We start from the raw sequence: 24,899 nt of genomic DNA on the forward strand, positions 1-24,899 counted from the left end.
GTCTTGTGAGTGCCCACACAGATTGTCTGATTAATTTGTTAAAGAGCGTTGGCAACCGGGCGTCTCTTCCGGGTTGCGAGGCTGCGTATCTTACGCTTTTCGCCTCGAGAGTCAAGCGATTATTTTCGCTTTTCTCTCACCGTCCTTCGCGGCCTGTTTCAGCTCGGCGTCGGTCAGTGGTGGCGCATTATAGGGGGTTTTTCGGCGCTGACAATAGTTTTTTTTGATTTTTTTTTCTGTTCGTGGTTTTTTTCAACAAAAACGGTAATTTTGCATGTTTTACATCCTAAAATTGAGGGTTTAAACAACAATCATAGAGGCAAAGTTCTTATACAATGATTGTTGTGCAATTGCCTACGGCAACTGTCAATTGGCCCCAGAGGAAGTTGTTGGTTGATTAACAACCAATAAATGGTTGAATTTGGTATAGTGAGACATTATGTATTCACTATCATTAAAAAATAAACAGGATATCTGATGGTCAAATCCGCACGCAATATGTCGGGGTTACCTTGGATTGCAGCGATGGCTTTTTTTATGCAGTCTTTAGATGCCACAATTCTTAACACCGCACTACCGGCAATTGCAAAAAGTCTTGATCACTCTCCACTGGCAATGCAGCCCGCTATTGTCAGTTATACTTTAACTGTAGCAATGCTCATTCCCGTAAGCGGGTGGCTTGCCGATAGATTTGGTACTCGTACGGTATTCATTTATGCTGTTTTCTTCTTTTCTTTAGGCTCGCTTGCTTGTGCGCTATCGCCTAATTTTTCTTTCTTAGTTGCATCCAGAGTTATTCAAGGTATAGGTGGAGCTATGATGATGCCCGTTGCGCGCCTGGCTCTATTAAGATCATATCCACGTAGTGAACTGCTACCTATTTTGAATTTTGTCACCATGCCAGGGTTATTAGGCCCAATTTTGGGTCCAATGTTTGGCGGATTGTTAGTCACTTATGCAACATGGCACTGGATTTTCATCATCAATATTCCCATTGGTTTATTAGGTATCATTTACGCCAGAAAGAATATGCCTAATTTAACTATGCCCAAATGCCCTTTCGATTTTCTGGGATTCATGTTGTTTAGTATGGGCCTGGTGATGATTTCAGTCAGTTTTGATTTATTTGGAGATCAGACATTCTCTGATTATCTTTCCCCTACTTTATTTTGTAGCGGTATCATTATGTTATTAGGGTATGTCTTCCATGCAAAAAGACACTCAAATCCTCTCATTAATCTCCAGTTGTTCCAGACACGTACATTTTCAATTGGCATCGCCAGCAATATTGCTACTCGGCTAAGTACTGGCTCGCTTTCATTTATTATTCCTTTAATGCTCCAAGTGGGGTTTGGATTTCCAGCAGTCATTGCCGGCGTCATGATGGCACCGAATGCAATTGGTTCAATTTTAGCCAAATCTTTTGTCACTAAGATACTGACCCGCTTTGGATATCGAAAAACACTCATCTGGGTCACGATTATTATTGGCATAATGATTTCACAATTTTCGCTACAAACACCGGAACTCCCCATCATATTGTTGATAATTCCTCTTTTTATATTGGGAGTAGTCATGTCCACACAATTCACAGCGATGAATACAATCACTTTAGCTGATCTGAATGATAACAATGCCAGTGCCGGTAATAGCCTGTTATCAGTCACTCAACAGTTATCCATCAGTTTTGGGGTGACCATCAGTGCGGCAGTTCTGCGATTTTATGAGTCAATGGAATATGGTTCAGCCATCAACCATTTCCACTATACTTTAATCACGATGGGAGTGATTACCTTGATTTCTTCTACTGTTTTTCTATTACTGAATAAAGAAGACGGTAATAACTTAATTAAGAAGAAATGAACCCGTTAGCGACTTGCTACAGAACTTCGCTCGATCAATTTAGGTGTCAAAATCAGTTGCTTTGGTTCGCTTTCTGGATTTTTCATTCGATAAAGCAGGCTTACCCAATTCATCCTTGGGTTGATGGATAAGAGTTATCACTGGCTGTAACCAACATACCAATGGTTTTGGTTTAGTTTGCTTTATTTTCAAGCTTCTTGCCAAAGCAGACGGCGCATAATTCAATTCCTCAATCGCTGCATTGACTTTCTTTTTCACATTGTCACTGACATAACGATTGCCATTAATCACATGAGAAACTGTTGATGTTGAGACGCCCGCCAGACGGGCAACGTCCTTCATGGTAGCCACAGTTAATCCTGTTCAGATAGAAATGCGTCAATTTCATTCCGCCACGGAACCGCAGGTTGTGCTCCCTGACGCGTAACGGCAATCGCTGCCGCCGCATGAGCAAAGCGGATAGCAGACAACAGGGTATTTTCTTCCAGCAATCCTGTTACCAAGGCGCCATTAAATGTATCCCCAGCAGCAATTGTGTCGATCGCTTTTACTTTAAATCCAGGAACAATTTTCCCTTCCTTACCTTTCTCACTCAGCCATACGCCTCGGCTACCCAATGTGATAATGACCGTTTCTATGCCTTTATGATGTAAAGCCTGCGAGGCTTTTTTCGCGCCAACATCATCTTTTACGGCAATGCCAGTCAAATATTCCGCTTCAGTTTCATTCGGCGTGATAATATCCACCAGCGACAGTAATTGATCTGAGATTTGCTGTGCCGGTGCTGGATTCAAAATCACTTTAGCATGATGTTTCTTGGCCGTTTCAGCAGCAAGTTGTACGGTTTCCAGTGGCGTTTCAAGCTGCAATAACAATGCATCAGCTTCTTTGACAATCTGTTCATGACGAAGGAAATAATTAGGCGTTAGCTTCCCATTCGCCCCGGCATTAATGCCAATAACATTTTCACCCAGCCGATTGACAAAAATCAGAGCAACGCCCGTTGTTTCCCCTTCAATCACCTCAATTGAGGAAGTATTGATATTATCTTTCGCCAACTGTTGGCAAACACGTATGCCGACATCATCTTGGCCAACGCAAGCAATAAATGTAATGTCAGCACCACAACGACCAGCAGCAACGGCCTGGTTTGCCCCCTTTCCTCCAAAGGCAACCTTATATTGTTCTCCTCTCACTGTTTCCCCTGGTTGGGGAAAAGAGTTGAGATTCAATATGTGATCTACATTGATGCTACCCATCACTACCAGTTTTGCCACACGCATTACATTTATTCCTGTGTAAAAATAATGCAGCCATAAAAATTAATGACTGCATGAATCATGCTGATTATTTCTTCACAACTAATTCCAGCTCAACCGGAATGATGGCATCAACTTTTTCACCTTTTAGCACTTTGTCCACAGTCTGAACACTAATGATACCTATCTGATCCGGACGCTGTGCGTTGGTTGCTGCCAATTTACCACTCTGTACAGCCTTAAGAGCATCGTCAATGCCATCAAATCCGACAACCAACACCTCTTCTTTACCGGCTGCCTGCAACGCTCGCAATGCACCAAGAGCCATTTCATCATTTTGAGCGAAAACAGCTTGTACTGACGGATGAACTGTCAGCAAGTTCTGCATAACATTCATCCCTTTTGTGCGATCATAATCAGCGACCATTTTGGCACCTAAACGGCTGTCAGAAGCAATATAGCTGATAACATTGCCCTTAATTAGCACTGATAGTGGCACTTTATGCCATGACGGAGAAAATAGTTACCAGTTTATTGACGAATTCACGACTCAAAAAAATGTTTTCAGCAATCGTTAGTTGGGGGATGGGGTTTAATTCTTGATGAAGAATGCCAATACCAGCTTCCTGAGCGGATTTGGAACCAGTGGAAGCCACAACGACGGGATAGGTAAGCCCGCATCACTGATCGCAATCGGATCAGTGTGTCCCAAACGAGAAATAACGGCTGAAATATCAGAATGTAATAAAACGCCTTTTTTCATTTTTATAAACTGTTTAGCGAAACGTTTCGCCAAACAGTCATCATATAAAGCTAACCATCAAGGACAATATGATTAATATAAAAATGTGATCATCATAGAAACGTTTAATGGGGGAGATAAATAAAGGGAAAAAATAACTTATCATCAAAATCTTTGCATAGGGTGAATTTTATCTATAAATAAAGGAAGGTAACTCTTCAATCCTTGGTGTCCATACTATGCAATTGGTCGAGAAAATATCCCAGTTAGGTCAGCATCTAGAAAGCGGACTATATGAAAGACGGCAAGCTATTCGCCTGTGCCTGCTAGCCGCATTATGTGGAGAGAGCATTTTTCTTCTTGGCCCCCCGGGAATAGCCAAAAGCCTTATCGCGCGTCGGATCAAATTTGCATTCCAAAACGCACGCGCTTTTGAGTATCTGATGACCCGTTTTTCCACCCCAGAAGAGATCTTCGGCCCCCTTTCCATTCAAGCGCTCAAAGATGAAGGCCGTTATCAGCGCCTTACTGAAGGTTATTTACCCGAAGCGGAAATCGTTTTCTTGGATGAAATTTGGAAAGCAGGTCCCGCCATTTTGAATACGTTACTCACCGCGATTAATGAAAAGAAATTCAGAAATGGCAACCTGGAAGAACAACTACCGATGCGTTTACTGGTTACAGCATCCAATGAACTCCCGGATAGTGATAGCAGTCTGGAAGCACTCTACGATCGCATGTTGATTCGACTCTGGCTGGACAAAATTCAGGAAAAGAAAAATTTTCGCGCCTTGCTGACTGACCGAAACAAGGAAAATAGCAATCCCGTGCCTGCCCATATTCAAATCACTGATGCTGAATTTCAGCAATGGCAAGACAAGATCAATCATGTATCCCTGCCAGATCATATCTTCGAACTGATTTATCAATTACGCCAACAAGTCAATGCGACTGAGAGCACGGCTGATGTCTCAGATCGCCGCTGGAAAAAATCTATCCGTTTACTGCAAGCCTGTGCCTTTTTCAGCGGCAGAAATGAGATATCCCCGTTAGATATCGTGCTATTAAAAGATTGCCTATGGCACGACTTGAATAGCTTAAAATTCTTGTCCCAATTTTTGCATGTCTTATTGACAGAACAGGCTTATCGACAACATGCCCTCCTGCAAAAAATGGAGAAGTTATACCAGCAATGGGTACAATCCAACCAAGGAGAAAATGACCATCCCCTGCAATTAGTCGCCAAATCCTCTCTGTTTGGCCGTAAGACCCTTTATTCACTGCCCGCAGATATAGCAGATGAAAAACTGACCCTATTTTTACGTCCTTCATTACACATGCATAATATTGAAGTCAATTTCATCGAACTAGATAAAAACTCTCTGGAAAACGCTCTAAAAAATAATACAGGAGAACTCTCTGCCTGTTTAAACGGCATTGGTTTTCCTCAAACTATCACGGCAGAAATCAATGAAAAGAACCTGCTTACAGTGCTGGATATTAGCCGTAATAGCGCTGTTCTCTGCCTATTTAGTACTTCAAAAAACACCAATACAGAATGGCATGAAAAACTGATATCCATCAGCGATGAAATTCAGCAACAACGCAATTTATTCAGTCAGCATCAACCCTGTTTATTTATCGAAGCACATTGGCTTGTCAACATTGAACAGAGTTTTCTGCAATTAACTGAAAAACAGAAACAGTTGAGGGTAAAAATGAGTGGGTAATATCGTGTTGATATTCCGCAAGGGAGCGACTTATACAAAGTGCAAATATCGTCTCCCTTGGGATGGAGTTATAATCAAGCAAGCGCAAACAGTTCTCTAATCGCTTGCGTATCCAGATTGCCTATCCATTGTTCTCCGCTACCCACCACCATATCCGATAGCTCACGCTTACGCTGGATCATTTCGTTAATCCGTTCTTCAAAGGTGGCACTGGTAATAAAGCGGTGCACCTGCACATTACGCTGTTGACCAATGCGATACGCACGGTCAGTAGCCTGCGCCTCCACTGCGGGATTCCACCATAAATCGAAGTGAATCACGTTTGAGGCGGCAGTTAGGTTAAGCCCCGTCCCTCCGGCCTTGAGGGATAACAGAAACACCCGTTCAGTGCGGTCGGTCTGAAATTTCTCCACCATTTCGTCACGTTTAGTGCGGGACAGACCGCCATGCAGGAACATCGGGGCCTGCCCGTAGCGTTGTCGTAACCAGTGAGCCAATAATTCCCCCATCTCACGGAACTGAGTGAAAATGAGCGTTTTCTCGTGGCTGGCATGTATATCGTCGAGCAGATCGAACAAGCGTTCGAGTTTGCCGGACGCTATAGCATCGCTGGCAGGTTGTTTCAGGTACAGATCGGGATGGTTGCAGATCTGCTTGAGCGACAGAATCATTTGTAATACCAAGCCCTGGCGTTTGAACTGATCTTCTTCAGCTTCAAGGGTCAGCAGACTTTCACGCACCACCGATTCGTACAGTGCGGTTTGTGTTGCCGTCAAGGTGCAGTATTGATCACTTTCAACCTTGTCGGGCAGATCGCTGATCACGCTGCGATCGGACTTAAGGCGGCGCAGGAGAAAGGGGGCGGTGATGCGTTGGAAGCGTTCTGCTACCTGCCGATCGCGGTTGATCTGGATCGGCGTAGTGTAATCTTTCTCGAAACGTTTAAGTGTGCCCAAATAACCGCGATTGACAAAATCCATTAAGCTCCAGTATTCAGACAGACGGTTTTCAACGGGAGTACCACTCATGGCAATATAGCCAGCAGCAGGAATAGATTTGATCGCTTTGGTCTGCGCGACAGACGGGTTCTTGATGTTTTGCGCTTCATCCACCACCAGAACCCGCCAGGACATAGCCTTGAGCGAGGTCACCGCACTACGAACAATACCGTAGGTAGTCAGCAAGACGTCCGGTCGTTCACAGGTCAATTCACGTTTGCTGCCATGAAATACGTCAATGCTGATCGTTGGCGCAAAGCGAGCAATTTCCCTCTGCCAATTGGTCAGCAAACTGGTGGGAACCACTATTAATGCCTTAGACTGCTCTAAGGCACCGTCCTGCTTAAGTTTGAGCAGTGTAGCGATCACTTGCAGGGTTTTTCCAAGCCCCATATCATCAGCAATCACGCTGCCAAATCCTACCTGTAAGTTGCGCATCATCCAAGCGTAACCGCGTTGTTGATACGGACGCAGGGTAGCGTTGAGATCGCACGGTAAAGGCATTTCACCCGACTCCCTCAACTCGGTCAGCAGTTGTAGCGTGTTGTCGTCGAGCTTTACCGGTGTGCCACCATATTCACCAGCCAGTGCCGTGCGCAGCAATTCAGTGCCCGACAATTTTGAGGGGCGGTTCAGTTGGGCTTGCAAACTCGCAATTTCTTCCGGATCTAAGTAGACATATTCTCCTTTGAAACGCACTACGCCCGTTGCGCCCTGAACCAATTGCTCGAACTCGACACGAGTCAGATGATGTTCACCCAAAGCGACCCGCCAATCGAAAGTCAGGATCTCATCAACCCGCAATTGATTGCTTCCAAGTCCCTGAGTCCGACTAGATACGTTCATCGACAACCGAGGGCGTAACAATCGTTCCAACACCTTGGGTAGCAAAGTGCGAATGCCGAGCAGTTGAATGGCAGGTAGTGTGTTGAACAATAGCTCAGGCAGTTGTTCCGCCGTCAGAACAATAGGAGAGTGTGCGCCCTGTCTCAGGTAGTCATTAAGAGGAGGGAAAAATTCGGCCAGCAGAATGACCGTCTGCAAGATGCCGAAACGCGCCTGACTCCACTCTTGCTCAGTTAGTACGCTGTACAACGGAACCGGTGGTGTCAACAAGGCCGATTTGGGCTGAATAGCCAACCCCACCTCGAAATCGCCGAACTCCCCCTCATTCAGGTTCAGTACGGGAGAATAGTCCCGTTCAGCCAGATGATAACGAGCAAGCCAAGTCTGTAAGGCAGGACCGATAGCACTTTCCTCTGGACCATCAAAATTTTTCGGTTCACCACTGAATAACAAGGACAAGATTTTATTGTCGCGCGGTTTCTCTCTGACATACTCCGACGCCATTCGCAGGTAATAACCGAGAAATACCGCACATAGCGCGCAGGTCTGCATTATCGGTGAAATAGTCTGGTTCCGACTTAACACGGCCAATTGCGACGGCAAGCCTCTTGCCAGAAGCTGTATCTGTTCAGCAACCCGGTTATCGAGCATAGCGGGTAACCAACGCACTCCCAGAACATTTGGCTCCACAGAAAATACCTGTGGCACCACCGCTCCGTGAACCAGCAGATGCAAAGATATCATGCGCAGGTGGAACAGGGCGGCTACCTCTGGTTGCCTGTCCGGCAAGTCTGCTGGTGTAAGTTGTGCCAGCGCAGTGTCCAGTTCTTCAATAGTATATAGCCCGTTGACACCACTGATGATGGCATCTCCCTCCCGATTCAACGTGATACGGGGACGGTGGGGAGCCAACAAAGTGACTACAGGCATATCCATCAGAATTTTGCCATCCAATACCTTGCGGGCAAACTTAGCCACCCGCGTCAGTACTCTTTGCATCACCTTGCGTAGATCACCGTCAGGAAAAAAAACCGTCTGTGTAGGCAATACCGCCAATAGCGGCTCAGACAGAGATGGCAAGCCAGTATAATCCAACGTTTCCAGTGCCATCGGATCCGGCAGGGTAGCGTCTACCAACGCGCCACCTTCAATTAACAGGGTCGACAAGCGCGGCACATTGACCACTGCCTCGCGCTCAATATTAATTCCTCGTTCTTTTAGCTGCTGAACAAGATCCACACCACGCAGGGAGAACACCAGAAAAGGATTGCTGTCGATTTGACGACTGATCAAGTAAATCGTTGCCGCCAAGTGCTTACAAGGCACTACCCAGTCGGGGCAGGAACATCTCATCGTTAAATCTTTCCACTGGGACGGAAATACCGCAATACCCAAGCGTTTAGCCTGCTCTAACACTGAAGGATCTAATTCTCGATTAAGCAGACGGGCGATCACACCAGGATCACCCACCAACACATCAAGCAATCGATTGATTTGTTTCTGGGTCAGTGAAGGGACTTGAATTAAAACTTGATAAGGTAATGGACGAGAACCCTGCACTTTCGCCTGCAAAGTGCCTCCTTTCAATGTCAGATTCTTGACCACACCTTTATTAGCGTAAGTTCTCCCACGCGGCAATCGGTTGTCATAATCTATATTAGTGAGAGCGTTCAGCCATTGTTTACCCCACCAGGTATTACCATAACTCATGATATTTACCAAAGAAGATAGAAGATATAGACTAAATTTTACGAGGTTTGGCTACAAAGCACATGATTATTTTTTGCAACATTGGCACATGCCCCACAATGGGAAACCCACATGTTAACACTAGCCACACTCGATCTCTTGCTCTCTATCAATGAAAGCGAGCTGATCGAAGAGATCATTTTGGTATTGTTAGGTTCCCCCCAGCTCGTTATTTTCTTTGGCAAGTTCCCAAGGCTTAAGGACGCATTGCTGAAAGATCTTCCCTCATGGCAACAAGCATTGCAGCAGAGAATAAAAGAGACACGCATCCCTGCTCCATTAGCTGAAGAGTTTCAGTTATACCAACACATACAGGCAATTGATACGTCAGATTTCTATCAACAATTACCTAATATCCTGAAGAAACTCCAACAGCTCGGATCCCCCTTTGCCAAAGAAGCCAATACACTATCCAAAGCATTCTCTGAACACCCCCCTTCAGAACAGATGTTATTTATCCAACGCTGGCATCTCAGCCTGATCCTGCAAGCGACGACCTTTAACAAGACACTATTAGAACAAGAAAAAGATCAACTATTTGCAGAGATCCAGAAGCGATTAACACTCAGTGGTAACCTTGATCCCCTCTTTGATCACAATGATCACGCGGCAGGCCGATTATGGGATATGAGTAAAGGACAACTTCACCTGACCACGAAAAATATACAACTATTTACTCTTTATGCTGACTTTCTTAAACAGCAACCTGAGCTGGAAAAACTGGCGCAATTACTTGGCCGCAGTCAGGCAGCGAAAGCAATCCCTCAAGAAAGCGTCGTTCTGGAGCCGTTTACCCGACCTGAAAGGGTGCCAGAGACTATACCGGAGCAAATTAGCGGGATTAGGCAAAGCGACGATATCTTAAGGTTATTACCCACCGAGATGGCTATGCTGGGTATTGACGCATTGGAATACGAATTTTACCGGCGGCTGGTGGAGAAAAAATTACTATCCTATCGCCTACAAGGGGACGATTGGCAACCGAAAACCACTCTCAAACCCGTTACACATCACCATAATGAAAAACAACCTCGAGGACCATTTATTGTTTGTGTCGATACTTCAGGTTCAATGGGTGGATTTAATGAGCAATGTGCAAAAGCACTCTGTCTGGCTTTGATGCGTATTGCACTGGCGGATAATCGTCACTGTCATATTATATTGTTCTCGACACAACTTATTCATTATGACTTAACATCACCGGATGGACTCACTCAAGCGATGCATTTTCTGGGACAAACCTTTAGGGGAGGAACCGATCTGGCATCTTGTTTAAATGCAACCGTTGAAAAAATGAAAGAAAATAGTTGGGAAGATGCTGATGCTGTTGTTATTTCAGATTTCATTGCCCAACGTTTGCCAGACTCCCTAATCCATCAGATAAAAAATCTGCAACAGCATCAGCAACACCGCTTCCATGCGGTCTCCCTTTCCCATTACGGAAAGCCCGGTATTATGCAGATATTCGACTATATCTGGTGTTTTGATACCGGGCTTATAAGCCGTTTACAAAGAAGGTGGCGAAATTAAAACTTAGAGTACACCTTCAACGGATTCAATAATCTCAGGTGACCAGACACCGCACTGAACCTGACCGATATGTGCCATTTGCAGCAGCAACATCACCAAGCGGGATTGCCCGATACCACCACCGATAGATTGTGGCATATCACCGCTGATCAACGCTTGATGCCAATCATATTGCAGACGATCTTCATCACCAGTCAGTGCAAGCTGACGTTTCAGCGTCTCTGCATCAACACGGATACCCATAGAAGAAATTTCAAAAGCATCCTGCAAAACTGGGTTCCAGACAATAATGTCACCGTTTAAACCAAAGAAACCATCACCGTTTGGTGTAGTCCAATCGTCGTAATCCGGCGCACGTACATCATGAGCCTGCTCATCGGACAACTTACCACCAATGCCCATCAGGAAAATGGCACCAAACTCTTTGGCAGCCTCACGTTCACGACCTTTAGCATCCAGACCAGGGTAACGTTTCAGAAGCTCTTCACTGTGAATAAAGTGAATTTGATCTGGCAGGAACGGTGCCAGACCAAATTCCTTACTTACTGCTTGTTGTGTTTCTTTTATTGCTTCGTAGATTTTACCTACTGTCTGTTTTAAATAGTCGAGTGAACGCTGACCTTCACCCATCACTTTCTCCCAATCCCACTGATCAACAAAAACAGAGTGGATAGGCGTCAAGCGATCTTCATCAGGACGCAGAGCTTTCATGTGAGTATACAATCCCTGTTCAGCTTGAAAACCAAAGCGACCTAATGTCTTACGTTTCCATTTCGCCAGAGAATGAACCACTTCGAATGTGTCATCTGGCAAAGTTTTCACTTTCACCTGAACCGCTTTTTCATGACCCGATAAGTTGTCCTGAGTACCATCACCAAGACGACTTAAGATAGGTCCCTGCACTTCGATTAAGCCAAGTTTTTTCTCTAACAGACGGGAAAAGTATGATTTCACAAAACTAATCTGCTGTTGCTTTTCAATAAAGGATGTTTTCATGATGCAGCTCTCAAAATATTTTAGTGGCCCTGTGTCCTGTTGATATAGATTAAGCAACAAAATGAGGTACAAATTCAATATATGATGATAAAAATAGTGAATAAGATTTATAAACGATAAATTTTACACTATAAAAATGAATATTATTCAAAAACAGGGGTTGAAAATGGCGGAAATTTATCAGATCGATAATTTAGACCGTGACATACTTCATGCTTTAATGGCGAACGCACGTACACCTTACGCAGAATTAGCCAAAAAATTCGCAGTAAGCCCAGGAACGATTCATGTCCGCGTAGAAAAAATGAAACAATCTGGGATCATCACAGGGACTCGGGTTGATATCAGTGCTAAACAACTGGGGTTCGATGTGTGCTGCTTTATTGGCATCATATTAAAAAGCGCCAAAGACTATCCGGCGGCATTGAAGAAACTCGACATGCTTGATGAAGTTGTTGAAGTTTATTACACCACAGGGCACTACAGTATCTTCATTAAAGTCATGTGCCGATCCATAGAAGCTCTTCAGGACGTACTTATCAACAAGATCCAAACGATTGACGAAATCCAGTCAACAGAAACGTTGATCTCCCTGCAAAACCCGATAATGAGGACAATAAAACCTTAAAACGAAAAACCAGTTAACCACATTATCCACAGGTAGATCCCAATAGATTCACTGCGTACAATAGTTATTCTTTAATTTAACAAGGATCATGATGAGCACAATAACCTTAATCAGCGGCAGCACAATGGGTAGCGCCGAATACGTCGCAGAACATATGGCTGAGATCTTAGAAAATAATGGCTTTTCAACGAAGATGCTGCATGGTCCCTCATTGGAAGATCTCCCACGTGAAGGGTTGTGTATTGTCGTTACTTCAACGCATGGAGCTGGGGATTTACCTGATAATCTCCAACCTCTGGCAGATCAGATCACACAACAGCAACCAGATCTCCGCAATATCACATTTGGAGCCGTCGGTATCGGCAGTTCCGAATATGACACCTTCTGTGGCGCAATAAGATCACTGGAACGCTTATTAGAAGATCATGGAGCAAAACGGATCGGCGATCGATTGGAAATCGATATCCTGCAACACGAAATTCCCGAAGATCCAGCCGAAGAATGGGTTAAAGAGTGGGCAAAGTTACTCTGATCTGATTAAAAATATAACGATCAGCTGTGGATAACTTGTCTGAAAAGCAGGGGTTAACCCGTAGTTATCCATTTAATAACCGAGTTACAATTAAGTAGCTGTGAATAACTAGGCATTTAGATCCCAGCTTATACTGAGTTGGATCACGGATCATTCACAGCAAATGATCCTTTACAGTATCATGATCTTTATATGGAAAACCCACTTATCCACAGATGATCGTGATCCTAATAAAAGATCTAATAAAGAGATCTTTAAATAAAAAGATCTTCTTTTAATTAATGATGATCTCTCACCTCTTGGTCTCAGCTCCAAACTTGGGTAGAATTCTCTCCCTGATGCATATGAAGCATTCTCACTATTGAAGGTTCGCACATGTTTTATCCAGAGCACTTTGACGTCATCATTATCGGCGGGGGTCATGCCGGTACTGAAGCAGCGATGGCCTCCGCACGTATGGGGCGTCAAACCTTACTACTGACTCACAATATTGATACTTTGGGCCAGATGTCATGTAATCCAGCCATTGGTGGGATCGGTAAAGGGCATCTGGTAAAAGAGATCGATGCACTTGGTGGCCTAATGGCAAAAGCCACAGATCAGGCCGGGATTCAGTTTAGAACACTCAATGCCAGCAAAGGCCCTGCTGTTAGGGCAACACGAGCACAAGCGGATCGAGTACTTTACCGACAAGCTGTAAGAACAGCACTGGAAAATCAACCTAACTTAATGATCTTCCAGCAACCCGTTGAAGATCTCATTGTTGAAAACGACACAGTTACAGGTGTTGTTACCCGTATGGGATTGAAATTTAAAGCTAAATCTGTAGTGCTGACCGTAGGGACTTTCCTTGATGGAAAAATTCACATCGGACTGGAAAACTACAGTGGAGGACGGGCAGGTGATCCTCCCGCGATCTCATTATCTCACCGTTTACGTGAATTGCCATTGCGTGTAGCTCGCCTGAAAACAGGTACACCCCCTCGCATTGATGCTCGAACCATTGATTTTAGCGAGCTTGAACAACAACTGGGCGATAACCCCACACCCGTATTTTCATTCATGGGTAACGTTGATCAACACCCACGGCAGATCCCGTGTTACATCACGCATACCAATGAAAAAACCCATGAAGTGATCCGCAATAACTTGGATCGCAGTCCAATGTATGCGGGGATCATTGAAGGGATCGGCCCTCGTTACTGTCCTTCCATCGAAGACAAAGTGATGCGTTTTGCGGATCGTAACGCTCACCAGATCTTCCTGGAACCTGAAGGATTAACCAGTAACGAAATCTATCCAAACGGTATTTCTACCAGTTTGCCATTTGATGTTCAGATGCAAATTGTTCACTCCATGAAAGGCATGGAGAATGCCCGTATTATCCGCCCTGGCTATGCGATCGAATATGACTTCTTCGATCCACGTGATTTAAAACAAACACTGGAAAGTAAATTTATTCACGGTCTGTTTTTTGCTGGTCAGATCAATGGCACCACCGGATATGAAGAAGCCGCCGCACAAGGATTACTGGCTGGCCTTAACGCTGCACGCTATGCTTATGGTGAAGAAGGTTGGTTTCCACGCCGTGATCAGGCTTATATTGGCGTATTGGTTGATGATCTATGCACACTTGGCACCAAAGAGCCTTACCGCATGTTCACCTCCCGCGCTGAATATCGTTTGATGCTGCGCGAAGACAATGCGGATCTTCGTCTGACTGAACAGGGCCGTAAACTTGGCTTGGTGGATGATCTCCGTTGGGAGCATTATTGCCGCAAATTTGACATGATCGAGCAAGAACGCCAGCGCCTGCGCAATATCTGGGTTCATCCTCACTCTGATAACTTAGAGGATATCAACCAGATGCTGAAAACACCGCTATCAAAAGAAGCCAACGGTGAAGATTTGCTGCGCCGCCCTGAGATGAATTATGAATTATTGACGTCGTTATCCCGTTTCTCTCCTAGGCTGACTGAGCCTCAAGCTGCGGATCAGGTTGAAATTCAAGTGAAATATGAAGGCTATATTGCCCGTCAGCAAGAAGAGATCGAAAAACAGTTACGTAATGAAAAAACTGCATTGCCTGTTGATTTGGATTACCAACAAGTGAGCGGGCTTTCAAATGAAGTTATTGCAAAACTGAATGACCATAAACCCAGTTCAATTGGCCAGGCTTCACGGATTTCAGGCATCACGCCAGCAGCAATTTCTATTTTGCTGGTATGGCTGAAAAAACAAGGTTTATTGCGTCGTAGCGCCTAAGAGGACAGATTTTGCTTAATAAATTGGAATCACTGCTGGCGAAAACTGACATTACGTTATCACTGCCACAAAAACAGCAGCTCGTTGCCTATGTTGACATGCTCAATAAATGGAACAAGGCTTATAACCTGACATCTGTCCGCGACCCAGAACAGATGCTGGTTCGGCATATTATGGATAGCATTGTTGTTAATCCATTCCTGCGTGGAACGCGTTTTATTGATGTTGGAACAGGGCCTGGCTTGCCAGGCATCCCACTGGCCATTGTACGTCCAGATTCCCATTTCACTTTATTGGATAGTTTGGGAAAACGCGTTCGCTTTTTGCGTCAGGTTCAACATGAATTAGGCTTAAACAATATTGAGCCTGTACAGAGCCGGGTTGAAGAATTTATTCCCGAACCTCTTTTTGATGGGGTGATTAGCCGTGCATTTGCTTCACTGCAAGACATGCTGTCATGGTGCAACCATCTTTCTAAACCACGTGAAGGGCGTTTTTATGCTTTGAAAGGTGTATTGCCGGAAGATGAATTGGCTGAATTGCCAACGGGGATTGTGCTCGACACTGTCGTTCCTCTCCAGGTCACAGCGTTAGATGAACAGCGTCATCTGGTAATACTTAAGTCAAACTAATTTTGCTATTTGTCAATAAAAATCTAAATAATAAGTGACGCCAACGACAGTTAAAATGTAACTGGCGTTACTCATTATTCTCTTCCATGAATTCAACTTTATTTACTGATGATTCACAGAAAATCAACGTTATTTTTATATTGGCAGAATTTCTCTTTTCAAAGATTGCTATCGATTTTCTTTATAAATAAACTTTAGAGAAAGCGAGAAAATAATCATTTAATCTTTTTTATCGGTATATCAGATAAAACTTCATAGCTATAATATTAATAGTTTGATTTTCGATAAAAAAATAAAAGATTTTTATCACATATTTAATGATAAACATAATTAATGATTTTTGTTTAATGTGATGTATATCACGTTTAATTTTGAGGTCATACCATTAGTCATTGCAGAATATTAAATGGTATTTGTGAGCGATCTAGCATCAAAGTTAGAAATTTAAATAATTATTCACTTTTTCGCTACTTATGGATTGAATTCATTTTGGCGGCCCGTATAATTTGCACGTTTTTGTCACTTGACACTCTTAAGCAAAGCCAGTTTTATACAACATTCAGCAAAGCCTGATATGTGATGGTGTACCACAGGGAGAAAACAAAAGTCATGTCTGTATCCCTTTACAGCGGTAGAATGGCACTGAAACTGTTATTTTTGCAGTTAATGACTTTTGTTATTCTCAGTGTAGCTTTTTGTACCAAAAGTATAGAGTGGGGCGCTTCTGCTTTTGCTGGTGGGCTAGCATGTTGGCTACCAAATGCCATTTTTATGCGACTTAGCCGCTTCCAAAAGGTAAAAGAAGAAGGGGTTCCAGTACGGATTGCATGGTTTTTCGCGATTAGCGAAGGGGTGAAGGTTATCATTACGATAACCGTGCTGATAGTCGCTTTAGGGGTGTTCAAGGCGGCATTTGCACCACTTGGTGTGGCCTATTTAGCGGTGCTGATTGTGCAGATCATCGCACCTGCCGTAATGAACGGTTAGCGTTTTTAACAACAAAAGGGTAAAAAGCATCATGTCTGCATCAGGAGAAGTTTCAACTTCGGAGTACATAAGTCATCACCTGAAGCACCTTCAGTTGGACTTGCGTACCTTTGAGTTGGTCAATCCCCACGCTAGTGGTTATGAGGCGACGTTCTGGACGTTGAATATCGACTCGCTTTTTTTCTCCATCGTATTAGGGATGTTGTTTCTATTCGTATTCAGAAGAGTTGCGGTTCGCGCCACTGACGGCGTTCCGGGCAAATTTCAGACTGCAATAGAAATGGTAATCGGCTTCGTTGATAACACCGTGCGTGATATGTATCACGGCAAGAGCAAAGTGATAGCTCCTCTGGCTTTGACTGTGTTCGTCTGGGTGTTACTCATGAACGCATTGGATTTGCTGCCAATCGATTTTATTCCTCTAATCGGTGAACACTTCTTCGGCTTGCCTGCTCTGCGTATTGTTCCAACCGCAGACGTCAGTGTCACTTTGTCGATGGCCCTCGGTGTTTTTGTCCTCATTCTGTTCTACAGCATTAAGATGAAAGGAATTCGTGGTTTTGCGAAGGAGCTGACATTGCAGCCTTTCAATCATCCACTCTTTATTCCAATTAACTTAATCTTGGAAGGGGTCAGCTTGCTGTCTAAACCTATATCACTCGGTCTGCGACTGTTTGGTAATATGTATGCTGGCGAATTGATCTTTATTCTTATTGCAGCCCTTCTACCGTGGGGAGCACAGTGGTTACTCAGCCTGCCTTGGGCGATTTTCCACATACTTATTATTACGTTACAAGCCTTTATTTTCATGGTTCTGACGATTGTTTATCTGTCGATGGCATCTGAAGAGCATTAATTTTTATCAATCAATAATTGTGTTTTAACTTGAAACAAACTGGAGACTGTCATGGATATAAACATGGATCTGCTGTACATAGCTGCCGCTATTCTGATGGGTTTGGCGGCTATCGGTGCTGCGATCGGTATCGGCATCCTCGGGGGTAAATTCCTGGAAGGCGCTGCTCGCCAACCTGATCTGATTCCTCTGCTGCGTACGCAGTTCTTTATCGTCATGGGCCTGGTTGACGCCATCCCGATGATTGCTGTGGGCCTAGGCTTGTTTATGATGTTTGCTGTTGGCGGTTAATAAGATAGCAGAACTTAAATTTACGCCAATTTATTAATTGAAATTAGAGGTATTGTGTCGTGAATATTAACGCAACAATCCTCGGCCAGGCCTTAGCGTTTGTCCTGTTTGTTTTGTTCTGCATGAAGTATGTATGGCCACCAATCATGGCGGCCATTGAAAAACGTCAGAAAGAGATTGCTGACGGTTTGGCTTCAGCAGAGCGTGCCAAAAAGAACCTGGACTTAGCGCAAGCCAATGCGACCGACCAACTGAAAAAAGCGAAAGCTGATGCACAAGTTATCATTGAGCAGGCTAATAAACAAAAAGCCCAAATTATTGATGATGCGAAAGCAGAAGCAGAGCTGGAACGTAACAGAATTGTGGCGCAAGCTCATGCTGAAATTGAAGCTGAACGCAAGCGTGCGCGTGAAGAGTTACGTAAACAGGTTGCGATGTTGGCTATCGCAGGTGCCGAGAAAATCATCGAACGTTCCGTGGATGAAGCTGCTAACAGCGACATCGTTGATAAACTGGTCGCTGAACTGTAAGGAGGGAGGGGCATGTCTGAATTCGCTACGGTAGCTCGCCCCTACGCCAAAGCTGCTTTTGACTTTGCTGTAGAACACCAGTCGCTTGAACACTGGCAGAATATGCTGGCGTTTATTGCTGAGGTTACTCGCAATGAGCAGGTTGGTGAGCTGCTTTCCGGTTCATTAGCACCGGAAACGTTAGCCAAAACCTTTATCACCCTTTGTGGTGAGCAGGTTGATGAGCATGCTCAGAACTTTATTCGTGTAATGGCAGAAAATGGTCGCTTGCTGGTACTGCCAGAAGTCTTCCAGCAATTTATCCAATTGCGTGCGTCACTTGAATCGACTATCAATGTTGAAGTGGCTTCTGCGACCGAACTGAATGAGCAGCAGCAGGCTAAAATTTCTGCGGCGATGGAAAAACGTCTGTCACGCAAAGTGAAGCTGAATTGCAAAATTGACAAGTCTGTTATTGCCGGCGTGATTATCCGCGCGGGTGACATGGTGATTGACGGCAGTATTCGTGGCCGTCTGAATCGTTTAACAGACGTCTTGCAGTCTTAAGGGGACTGGAGCATATGCAACTGAATTCCACCGAAATCAGCGAACTGATCAAACAGCGTATTGCTCAGTTCAATGTCGTGAGCGAAGCTCACAATGAAGGTACGATAGTTTCCGTTAACGACGGGATCATTCGTATCCACGGTTTAGCTGATGTCATGCAGGGTGAAATGCTTTCTCTGCCTGGCAACCGTTACGCAATTGCACTGAACCTGGAGCGCGACTCTGTAGGTGCGGTTGTGATGGGTCCGTATGCTGACTTGGCCGAAGGCATGAAAGTCAAATGTACTGGCCGTATTTTGGAAGTGCCTGTTGGTCGTGGTCTGCTGGGTCGTGTTGTTAACACACTGGGTGAACCGATTGACGGCAAGGGTGCTCTTGAGAACAATGGCTTCTCACCGGTAGAAGTGATCGCACCAGGTGTTATCGATCGCCAATCCGTTGACCAGCCTGTCCAGACAGGTTACAAATCCGTAGATGCCATGATCCCAATCGGCCGTGGCCAGCGTGAACTGGTCATCGGTGACCGTCAGACCGGTAAAACTGCTCTGGCTATTGATGCTATCATCAACCAGCGTAATTCTGGTATCAAATGTGTCTATGTTGCGATTGGCCAGAAAGCTTCTACCATTGCTAACGTAGTCCGTAAACTGGAAGAACACGGCGCACTGGAAAACACCATCGTTGTTGTTGCATCCGCTTCTGAATCTGCGGCCCTGCAATATCTGGCGCCCTACTCTGGTTGTGCGATGGGTGAATACTTCCGTGATCGCGGTGAAGATGCCCTGATTGTTTACGATGATCTGTCTAAACAGGCTGTAGCATACCGTCAGATTTCCCTGTTGCTGCGTCGTCCACCTGGACGTGAAGCATATCCTGGTGACGTTTTCTACCTGCACTCCCGTTTGCTGGAGCGTGCAGCGCGTGTTAACGCTGAATATGTTGAAAAATTCACTCATGGTGAAGTGAAGGGTAAAACCGGTTCTCTGACTGCACTGCCAATCATTGAAACTCAGGCGGGTGACGTTTCTGCGTTCGTACCAACAAACGTTATTTCCATCACTGATGGTCAGATCTTCCTTGAATCTTCTCTGTTTAACTCAGGTATCCGTCCAGCGGTTAACCCAGGGATTTCAGTATCCCGTGTAGGTGGTGCTGCTCAGACTAAGATCATCAAGAAACTGTCTGGTGGTATTCGTACCGCTCTGGCTCAGTACCGTGAACTGGCAGCATTCTCCCAGTTTGCTTCTGATCTGGATGATGCAACACGTAAGCAGTTGGATCATGGTCAGAAAGTCACTGAGTTGTTGAAGCAGAAACAGTATCAGCCGATGTCCATTGCACAGCAGGCTCTGTCTCTGTTTGCTGCTGAACGTGGTTATCTGGAAGATATCGAAATCGCAAAAGTGGTCAGTTTCGAAGCTGCGCTGTTGGCTTATGCTAACCGTGAACATGCTGATCTTCTGAAAGAGATTGACCAGTCTGGTGATTACAATGGCGAGATCGAAGCGAAGCTGAAAGCGCTGTTGGAATCCTTCAAGGCGACTCAGTCCTGGTAACACTATTCGGCCCAGTTTGATTCTGTTGATGAATAAAAAATGGGCCGTCTGGTTGAATTCGGAGAAGCAGAAATGGCCGGCGCAAAAGAGATACGTACCAAAATCGCCAGTGTGCAGAACACGCAAAAAATCACTAAAGCGATGGAGATGGTCGCCGCGTCCAAAATGCGTAAAACGCAGGATCGCATGGCAGCCAGCCGTCCTTATGCAGAAACCATTCGCAGTGTGATTGGACACCTTGCGTTAGGTAATCTGGAATACAAACATCCCTACCTTGCAGAGCGCGAAGTGAAGCGTGTTGGGTACGTGGTTGTTTCGACTGACCGTGGTTTATGTGGCGGTTTGAACATTAACGTGTTCAAAAAATTGCTGATAGAAATGAAAGACTGGTCTGATAAAAACGTTCAAGTTGATTTGGCGCTTATTGGATCAAAAGCGGTTTCCTTCTTTTCTTCTGTTGGTGGCAACATTGTTGCCCAAGTAACAGGGATGGGAGATAACCCATCATTATCCGAACTGATCGGGCCAGTCCACGTCATGATGCAAGCATATGACGAAGGGCGTCTGGATAAACTGTATATAGTGACAAACAAGTTCATGAATACAATGTCTCAGGTTCCGACGATCACTCAGTTATTGCCTCTGCCAGCCGGAGACGATGAAACACTGAAGAAGAAGTCCTGGGACTATCTGTATGAACCTGATCCTAAGGCGCTGTTGGATACCCTGCTGCGTCGCTATATAGAATCGCAAGTTTATCAGGGCGTCGTTGAAAACCTGGCTAGTGAACAGGCCGCACGAATGGTAGCGATGAAAGCCGCGACCGATAACGGTGGCAACCTGATCAAAGAGTTGCAGTTGGTTTACAACAAGGCTCGTCAGGCCAGCATCACTCAGGAACTCACCGAAATCGTTTCGGGTGCTTCTGCGGTTTAACAGCTAGGTTTACGAATTACGTAGAGGATTCAAGATGGCTACTGGAAAGATTATCCAGGTAATCGGCGCCGTGGTGGACGTCGAATTCCCTCAGGACAGCGTACCAAAAGTATACGATGCCCTTGAGGTTAAAAACGGTGAAGAAAAACTGGTGCTGGAAGTTCAGCAGCAGTTAGGTGGGGGTATCGTCCGTTGTATCGCAATGGGTACTTCCGATGGCCTGCGCCGTCATTTGGACGTGACTGATTTAGGACACCCAATCGAAGTACCAGTGGGTAAAGCAACCCTGGGCCGTATCATGAACGTATTGGGCGATCCCATTGACATGAAAGGTGAGATCGGCGAAGAAGAGCGCTGGTCAATTCACCGTACAGCACCAAGCTATGAAGAGTTGTCCAACTCTCAGGAACTGCTGGAAACCGGTATTAAAGTTATGGACTTGATCTGCCCATTCGCTAAGGGTGGTAAAGTGGGTCTGTTCGGTGGTGCGGGTGTAGGTAAAACCGTTAACATGATGGAGCTTATCCGTAACATTGCGATCGAGCACTCAGGTTACTCTGTATTTGCTGGTGTTGGTGAGCGTACCCGTGAAGGTAACGACTTCTATCATGAAATGACGGATTCAAACGTACTGGATAAAGTATCTTTGGTGTATGGTCAGATGAATGAGCCACCGGGAAACCGTCTGCGTGTTGCATTGACGGGTTTGACGATGGCAGAAAAATTCCGTGATGAAGGCCGCGACGTTCTGTTGTTCGTTGATAACATTTATCGTTACACCCTGGCAGGGACAGAAGTATCTGCACTGTTAGGTCGTATGCCATCTGCGGTAGGTTATCAGCCAACATTGGCGGAAGAGATGGGCGCTTTGCAAGAGCGTATCACCTCAACTAAAACTGGCTCTATCACCTCCGTACAGGCCGTTTACGTTCCTGCGGATGACTTGACTGACCCATCACCTGCGACAACCTTTGCTCACTTGGATGCAACCGTCGTATTGAGCCGTCAGATCGCATCTCTGGGTATCTACCCTGCGGTTGATCCTCTGGATTCAACCAGCCGTCAGCTTGACCCACTGGTCGTTGGTCAGGAGCACTATGACGTGGCTCGTGGTGTTCAGTCTATCCTGCAACGTTATCAGGAACTGAAAGACATCATCGCTATTCTGGGTATGGACGAACTGTCTGAAGACGACAAACTGGTTGTGGCACGTGCCCGTAAGATCCAGCGCTTCTTGTCTCAGCCATTCTTCGTTGCAGAAGTCTTCACCGGTTCACCAGGTAAATTTGTTCCTCTTAAAGACACTATCCGAGGCTTCAAAGGCATCCTGAACGGTGATTATGACCATCTGCCAGAGCAGGCGTTCTACATGGTTGGCTCCATCGAAGAAGCGATGGAAAAAGCGAAAACGCTTTAATATGGCTGACGGGAGGTTGATATGGCTGCAATGACGTTCTCCCTGAACGTAGTCAGTGCTGAAAAACTGTTGTTTGAAGGGCTGGTACAGAAAATTCAGGTGACAGGTAGTGAAGGTGAGCTGGGGATCTATCCTCAACACACACCACTGCTTACTGCCATAAAACCGGGCATGATACGTATTGTTAAGCAGTTTGGTGAAGAAGAATTTATCTACCTGTCAGGTGGTATTCTTGAAGTTCAGCCAAATGGCGTTATCGTACTGGCCGATACAGCGATCCGTGGTAAGGATTTGGACGAAGCTAAAGTGCTTGAAGCCAAGCGCAAGGCGGAAGAACACATCCGTAATTCTCACGGCGATGTTGATTATGCTCAGGCATCTGCTGAATTGTCGAAAGCGATCGCGAAACTTCGTGTTATCGAATTGACAAAAAAAATGATGTAATAAATACCCAAAGGGTATAGGCAGTTAGATAAAAAGCCAGTTGGTGAAAACTAACTGGCTTTTTTGCATTACGAAATATGTGGCAATTTATTTCGCAAACAGGTTTACTTTCATACTTAAAAATTGGGATTGTCAGGTTTCTTATGTCTATTATTGCAAATAATGACAACGCAAATAATGTCGGTACAAAAAGTGTTGTGATCCTTGCCGCGGGCAAGGGAACTCGCATGTATTCCGCTCTTCCTAAAGTTCTGCACGTGCTGGCCGGTAAGCCGATGGTTCAGCATGTTATTGATACCGCAATGGAGTTGGGCGCCCAAAATGTTCACCTGGTTTATGGGCATGGAGGTGATTTGATGAAACAAGCCCTTCCCGGCCAGGATCTGAATTGGGTACGGCAAGCTGAACAGCTTGGTACAGGTCATGCCATGCAGCAAGCTGCTCCGTATTTTTCGGATGATGAAGATATTCTGATCCTTTACGGTGATGTGCCTTTGATTGGCAAAGATACCTTGGCGCGTTTGATAGAAGCTAAACCAGAGGGTGGAATTGGTTTATTAACTGCCATACTGGATAATCCAACGGGCTATGGTCGTATCATCCGTGAAGATGGTGAAGTGACGGGGATTATCGAACAGAAAGATGCAACGGAAGAACAGTGTAAAATCAACGAAATTAACACCGGTATTTTGGTGGCGAATGGCGGTGATTTGAAACGGTGGTTATCCCGGCTGGAAAACAATAACGCACAGGGCGAATATTACCTGACGGATGTTATTGCGCTTGCACACAAAGAAGGCCGTAAAATCAAGGCTGTACACCCAAGCCGTTTAAGTGAAATGGAAGGGGTCAACAATCGTCTGCAACTTTCCGCTCTGGAACGTATTTACCAATCTGAGCAAGCGGAAAAATTACTGCTGGCGGGCGTCATGTTATTAGATCCTGCCCGTTTTGATTTGCGCGGAACACTAGAACACGGTCGTGATGTGGTGATTGATACCAATGTGATTATTAAAGGTCATGTCACACTGGGAAATAATGTTCAGATCGGCTCTGGCTGTATCCTGAAAAATTGTGTTATTGGTGATGGAGCAGTCATTGACCCGTACACCGTCATTGAAGATTCTGACATTGCGGCAGAGTGTACTATTGGGCCTTTTGCCCGTTTACGCCCGGGTTCCAAATTGGCGGAAAAAGCGCATGTTGGCAATTTCGTTGAAATGAAAAAATCCTCGCTTGGCATAGGTTCCAAGGCTGGTCATCTGACTTATCTTGGTGATTCTGAAATTGGCAATAATGTCAATATTGGTGCGGGAACCATTACTTGTAACTATGATGGTGCCAATAAATTTAAGACCATCATTGGTGATGATGTTTTTGTTGGTTCTGACACACAGCTTGTTGCGCCAGTGACGGTTGCGAAAGGCGCGACGATTGGTGCCGGAACCACAGTAACAAAAGACGTTGCTGAGAATGACTTGGTTATCAGTCGTGTAAAGCAAACCCATATTAAAAACTGGCAGCGTCCAGTGAAGAAAAAATAAATAAATAAGATATATCCATAAT

General features: G+C 45.1%; 20 protein-coding genes and 4 pseudogenes. 17 read left to right on the forward strand and 7 right to left on the reverse strand.

What is annotated here, in order from left to right:
• Nucleotides 1-477: 477 nt before the first annotated feature.
• Complete coding sequence (gene mdtD, locus AAY47_RS14590; RefSeq protein WP_047770867.1) at nucleotides 478-1,863, forward strand: multidrug transporter subunit MdtD; 1,386 nt, start codon at nucleotides 478-480, stop codon at nucleotides 1,861-1,863.
• A gap of 127 nt (nucleotides 1,864-1,990) precedes the next feature.
• On the opposite strand, the pseudogene AAY47_RS14595 reads toward mdtD, so the two are convergent.
• The 5 genes and pseudogenes from AAY47_RS14595 to AAY47_RS20765 all read right to left on the reverse strand — a co-directional run.
• Nucleotides 1,991-2,214, reverse strand: a pseudogene (locus tag AAY47_RS14595) (LacI family DNA-binding transcriptional regulator); the annotation flags it as partial.
• A 2-nt stretch (nucleotides 2,215-2,216) separates the two neighbouring features.
• The gene (gene rbsK / locus AAY47_RS14600) at nucleotides 2,217-3,146 is read right to left on the reverse strand and encodes a ribokinase (protein WP_047770869.1); all 930 of its coding nucleotides are present in this window, start codon (nucleotides 3,144-3,146) and stop codon (nucleotides 2,217-2,219) included.
• Between the two features lie 64 nt (nucleotides 3,147-3,210).
• Nucleotides 3,211-3,624 (reverse strand): annotated as a pseudogene (locus AAY47_RS14605) (substrate-binding domain-containing protein); the annotation flags it as partial.
• Between the two features lie 28 nt (nucleotides 3,625-3,652).
• Nucleotides 3,653-3,769, reverse strand: a pseudogene (locus AAY47_RS22800) (hypothetical protein); the annotation flags it as partial.
• Between the two features lie 11 nt (nucleotides 3,770-3,780).
• A pseudogene (locus AAY47_RS20765) lies at nucleotides 3,781-3,885 on the reverse strand (RbsD/FucU domain-containing protein); the annotation flags it as partial.
• A 218-nt stretch (nucleotides 3,886-4,103) separates the two neighbouring features.
• On the opposite strand from AAY47_RS20765, the gene ravA reads away from it, so the two are divergent.
• Complete coding sequence (gene ravA / locus AAY47_RS14615) at nucleotides 4,104-5,594, forward strand: ATPase RavA (protein WP_047770871.1); 1,491 nt, start codon at nucleotides 4,104-4,106, stop codon at nucleotides 5,592-5,594.
• A 74-nt stretch (nucleotides 5,595-5,668) separates the two neighbouring features.
• On the opposite strand, the gene AAY47_RS14620 is transcribed toward ravA, so the two are convergent.
• Nucleotides 5,669-9,148, reverse strand: a complete 3,480-nt coding sequence (locus AAY47_RS14620) for a DEAD/DEAH box helicase (protein WP_047770872.1) — start codon at nucleotides 9,146-9,148, stop codon at nucleotides 5,669-5,671.
• A gap of 111 nt (nucleotides 9,149-9,259) precedes the next feature.
• Between AAY47_RS14620 and viaA the strand changes: the two genes are divergently transcribed.
• Complete coding sequence (gene viaA / locus AAY47_RS14625; RefSeq protein ID WP_047770873.1) at nucleotides 9,260-10,717, forward strand: ATPase RavA stimulator ViaA; 1,458 nt, start codon at nucleotides 9,260-9,262, stop codon at nucleotides 10,715-10,717.
• Between the two features lie 3 nt (nucleotides 10,718-10,720).
• On the opposite strand, the gene asnA is transcribed toward viaA, so the two are convergent.
• Nucleotides 10,721-11,713: an aspartate--ammonia ligase gene (asnA, locus tag AAY47_RS14630; RefSeq protein WP_047770874.1), complete on the reverse strand. Its 993-nt coding sequence runs from the start codon at nucleotides 11,711-11,713 to the stop codon at nucleotides 10,721-10,723.
• A 166-nt stretch (nucleotides 11,714-11,879) separates the two neighbouring features.
• Here asnA and asnC point away from each other — a divergent pair, with 166 nt between their 5' ends.
• The 14 genes from asnC (at nucleotide 11,880) to glmU (ending at nucleotide 24,877) form a co-directional block, all read left to right on the forward strand.
• Nucleotides 11,880-12,341 carry a transcriptional regulator AsnC gene (asnC, locus tag AAY47_RS14635; protein ID WP_047770875.1) on the forward strand — a complete coding sequence of 154 codons (462 nt, stop codon included), beginning with the start codon at nucleotides 11,880-11,882 and terminating at the stop codon, nucleotides 12,339-12,341.
• Nucleotides 12,342-12,432: 91 nt separating this feature from the next.
• The gene (gene mioC / locus AAY47_RS14640) at nucleotides 12,433-12,873 is read left to right on the forward strand and encodes an FMN-binding protein MioC (protein ID WP_047770876.1); all 441 of its coding nucleotides are present in this window, start codon (nucleotides 12,433-12,435) and stop codon (nucleotides 12,871-12,873) included.
• Nucleotides 12,874-13,248: 375 nt separating this feature from the next.
• Complete coding sequence (gene mnmG, locus AAY47_RS14645) at nucleotides 13,249-15,138, forward strand: tRNA uridine-5-carboxymethylaminomethyl(34) synthesis enzyme MnmG (protein ID WP_047770877.1); 1,890 nt, start codon at nucleotides 13,249-13,251, stop codon at nucleotides 15,136-15,138.
• 11 nt (nucleotides 15,139-15,149) lie between these two features.
• The gene (rsmG, locus tag AAY47_RS14650) at nucleotides 15,150-15,770 is read left to right on the forward strand and encodes a 16S rRNA (guanine(527)-N(7))-methyltransferase RsmG (protein ID WP_047770878.1); all 621 of its coding nucleotides are present in this window, start codon (nucleotides 15,150-15,152) and stop codon (nucleotides 15,768-15,770) included.
• A 609-nt stretch (nucleotides 15,771-16,379) separates the two neighbouring features.
• Complete coding sequence (gene atpI / locus AAY47_RS14655) at nucleotides 16,380-16,757, forward strand: F0F1 ATP synthase subunit I (protein ID WP_047770896.1); 378 nt, start codon at nucleotides 16,380-16,382, stop codon at nucleotides 16,755-16,757.
• 31 nt (nucleotides 16,758-16,788) lie between these two features.
• Entirely contained in the window at nucleotides 16,789-17,613 is an 825-nt protein-coding gene (atpB, locus tag AAY47_RS14660) for a F0F1 ATP synthase subunit A (RefSeq protein ID WP_047770879.1), read from the forward strand.
• Between the two features lie 51 nt (nucleotides 17,614-17,664).
• A complete protein-coding gene (atpE, locus tag AAY47_RS14665) occupies nucleotides 17,665-17,904 on the forward strand; it encodes a F0F1 ATP synthase subunit C (RefSeq protein ID WP_045967711.1) in 240 nt (79 codons plus the stop codon).
• A gap of 59 nt (nucleotides 17,905-17,963) precedes the next feature.
• Nucleotides 17,964-18,434, forward strand: coding sequence for a F0F1 ATP synthase subunit B (gene atpF, locus AAY47_RS14670; protein ID WP_047770880.1), 471 nt, complete (start codon nucleotides 17,964-17,966; stop codon nucleotides 18,432-18,434).
• Nucleotides 18,435-18,446: 12 nt separating this feature from the next.
• Nucleotides 18,447-18,980 (forward strand): F0F1 ATP synthase subunit delta, encoded by a 534-nt coding sequence (atpH, locus tag AAY47_RS14675; RefSeq protein ID WP_047770881.1) that lies wholly within the window; start codon nucleotides 18,447-18,449, stop codon nucleotides 18,978-18,980.
• A gap of 14 nt (nucleotides 18,981-18,994) precedes the next feature.
• Nucleotides 18,995-20,536 (forward strand): F0F1 ATP synthase subunit alpha, encoded by a 1,542-nt coding sequence (gene atpA, locus AAY47_RS14680; protein ID WP_047770882.1) that lies wholly within the window; start codon nucleotides 18,995-18,997, stop codon nucleotides 20,534-20,536.
• Nucleotides 20,537-20,608: 72 nt separating this feature from the next.
• On the forward strand, nucleotides 20,609-21,472 hold the full coding sequence (gene atpG, locus AAY47_RS14685) for a F0F1 ATP synthase subunit gamma (protein ID WP_047770897.1): 864 nt from the start codon (nucleotides 20,609-20,611) through the stop codon (nucleotides 21,470-21,472).
• A gap of 34 nt (nucleotides 21,473-21,506) precedes the next feature.
• The gene (gene atpD / locus AAY47_RS14690; protein ID WP_047770883.1) at nucleotides 21,507-22,889 is read left to right on the forward strand and encodes a F0F1 ATP synthase subunit beta; all 1,383 of its coding nucleotides are present in this window, start codon (nucleotides 21,507-21,509) and stop codon (nucleotides 22,887-22,889) included.
• 21 nt (nucleotides 22,890-22,910) lie between these two features.
• On the forward strand, nucleotides 22,911-23,333 hold the full coding sequence (locus AAY47_RS14695) for a F0F1 ATP synthase subunit epsilon (protein WP_047770884.1): 423 nt from the start codon (nucleotides 22,911-22,913) through the stop codon (nucleotides 23,331-23,333).
• 143 nt (nucleotides 23,334-23,476) lie between these two features.
• On the forward strand, nucleotides 23,477-24,877 hold the full coding sequence (gene glmU / locus AAY47_RS14700; protein WP_047770885.1) for a bifunctional UDP-N-acetylglucosamine diphosphorylase/glucosamine-1-phosphate N-acetyltransferase GlmU: 1,401 nt from the start codon (nucleotides 23,477-23,479) through the stop codon (nucleotides 24,875-24,877).
• Nucleotides 24,878-24,899: the final 22 nt, after the last annotated feature.

Origin of the sequence: Xenorhabdus griffiniae (assembly GCF_001028135.1) — a bacterium.
Classification (GTDB): Bacteria; Pseudomonadota; Gammaproteobacteria; order Enterobacterales; family Enterobacteriaceae; genus Xenorhabdus; species Xenorhabdus bakwenae.

Coding starts and splice junctions, on each gene's coding strand:
- asnA (WP_047770874.1), bottom strand. CDS start 11,713: ATGAAAACATCCTTTATTGAAAAGCAACAGCAGATTAGTTTTGTGAAA.
- asnC (WP_047770875.1), top strand. CDS start 11,880: ATGGCGGAAATTTATCAGATCGATAATTTAGACCGTGACATACTTCAT.
- atpG (WP_047770897.1), top strand. CDS start 20,609: ATGGCCGGCGCAAAAGAGATACGTACCAAAATCGCCAGTGTGCAGAAC.
- atpH (WP_047770881.1), top strand. CDS start 18,447: ATGTCTGAATTCGCTACGGTAGCTCGCCCCTACGCCAAAGCTGCTTTT.
- atpI (WP_047770896.1), top strand. CDS start 16,380: ATGTCTGTATCCCTTTACAGCGGTAGAATGGCACTGAAACTGTTATTT.
- ravA (WP_047770871.1), top strand. CDS start 4,104: ATGCAATTGGTCGAGAAAATATCCCAGTTAGGTCAGCATCTAGAAAGC.
- glmU (WP_047770885.1), top strand. CDS start 23,477: ATGTCTATTATTGCAAATAATGACAACGCAAATAATGTCGGTACAAAA.
- viaA (WP_047770873.1), top strand. CDS start 9,260: ATGTTAACACTAGCCACACTCGATCTCTTGCTCTCTATCAATGAAAGC.
- mioC (WP_047770876.1), top strand. CDS start 12,433: ATGAGCACAATAACCTTAATCAGCGGCAGCACAATGGGTAGCGCCGAA.
- AAY47_RS14620 (WP_047770872.1), bottom strand. CDS start 9,148: ATGAGTTATGGTAATACCTGGTGGGGTAAACAATGGCTGAACGCTCTC.
- AAY47_RS14695 (WP_047770884.1), top strand. CDS start 22,911: ATGGCTGCAATGACGTTCTCCCTGAACGTAGTCAGTGCTGAAAAACTG.
- atpA (WP_047770882.1), top strand. CDS start 18,995: ATGCAACTGAATTCCACCGAAATCAGCGAACTGATCAAACAGCGTATT.
- atpD (WP_047770883.1), top strand. CDS start 21,507: ATGGCTACTGGAAAGATTATCCAGGTAATCGGCGCCGTGGTGGACGTC.
- mnmG (WP_047770877.1), top strand. CDS start 13,249: ATGTTTTATCCAGAGCACTTTGACGTCATCATTATCGGCGGGGGTCAT.
- mdtD (WP_047770867.1), top strand. CDS start 478: ATGGTCAAATCCGCACGCAATATGTCGGGGTTACCTTGGATTGCAGCG.
- rbsK (WP_047770869.1), bottom strand. CDS start 3,146: ATGCGTGTGGCAAAACTGGTAGTGATGGGTAGCATCAATGTAGATCAC.
- atpB (WP_047770879.1), top strand. CDS start 16,789: ATGTCTGCATCAGGAGAAGTTTCAACTTCGGAGTACATAAGTCATCAC.
- atpE (WP_045967711.1), top strand. CDS start 17,665: ATGGATATAAACATGGATCTGCTGTACATAGCTGCCGCTATTCTGATG.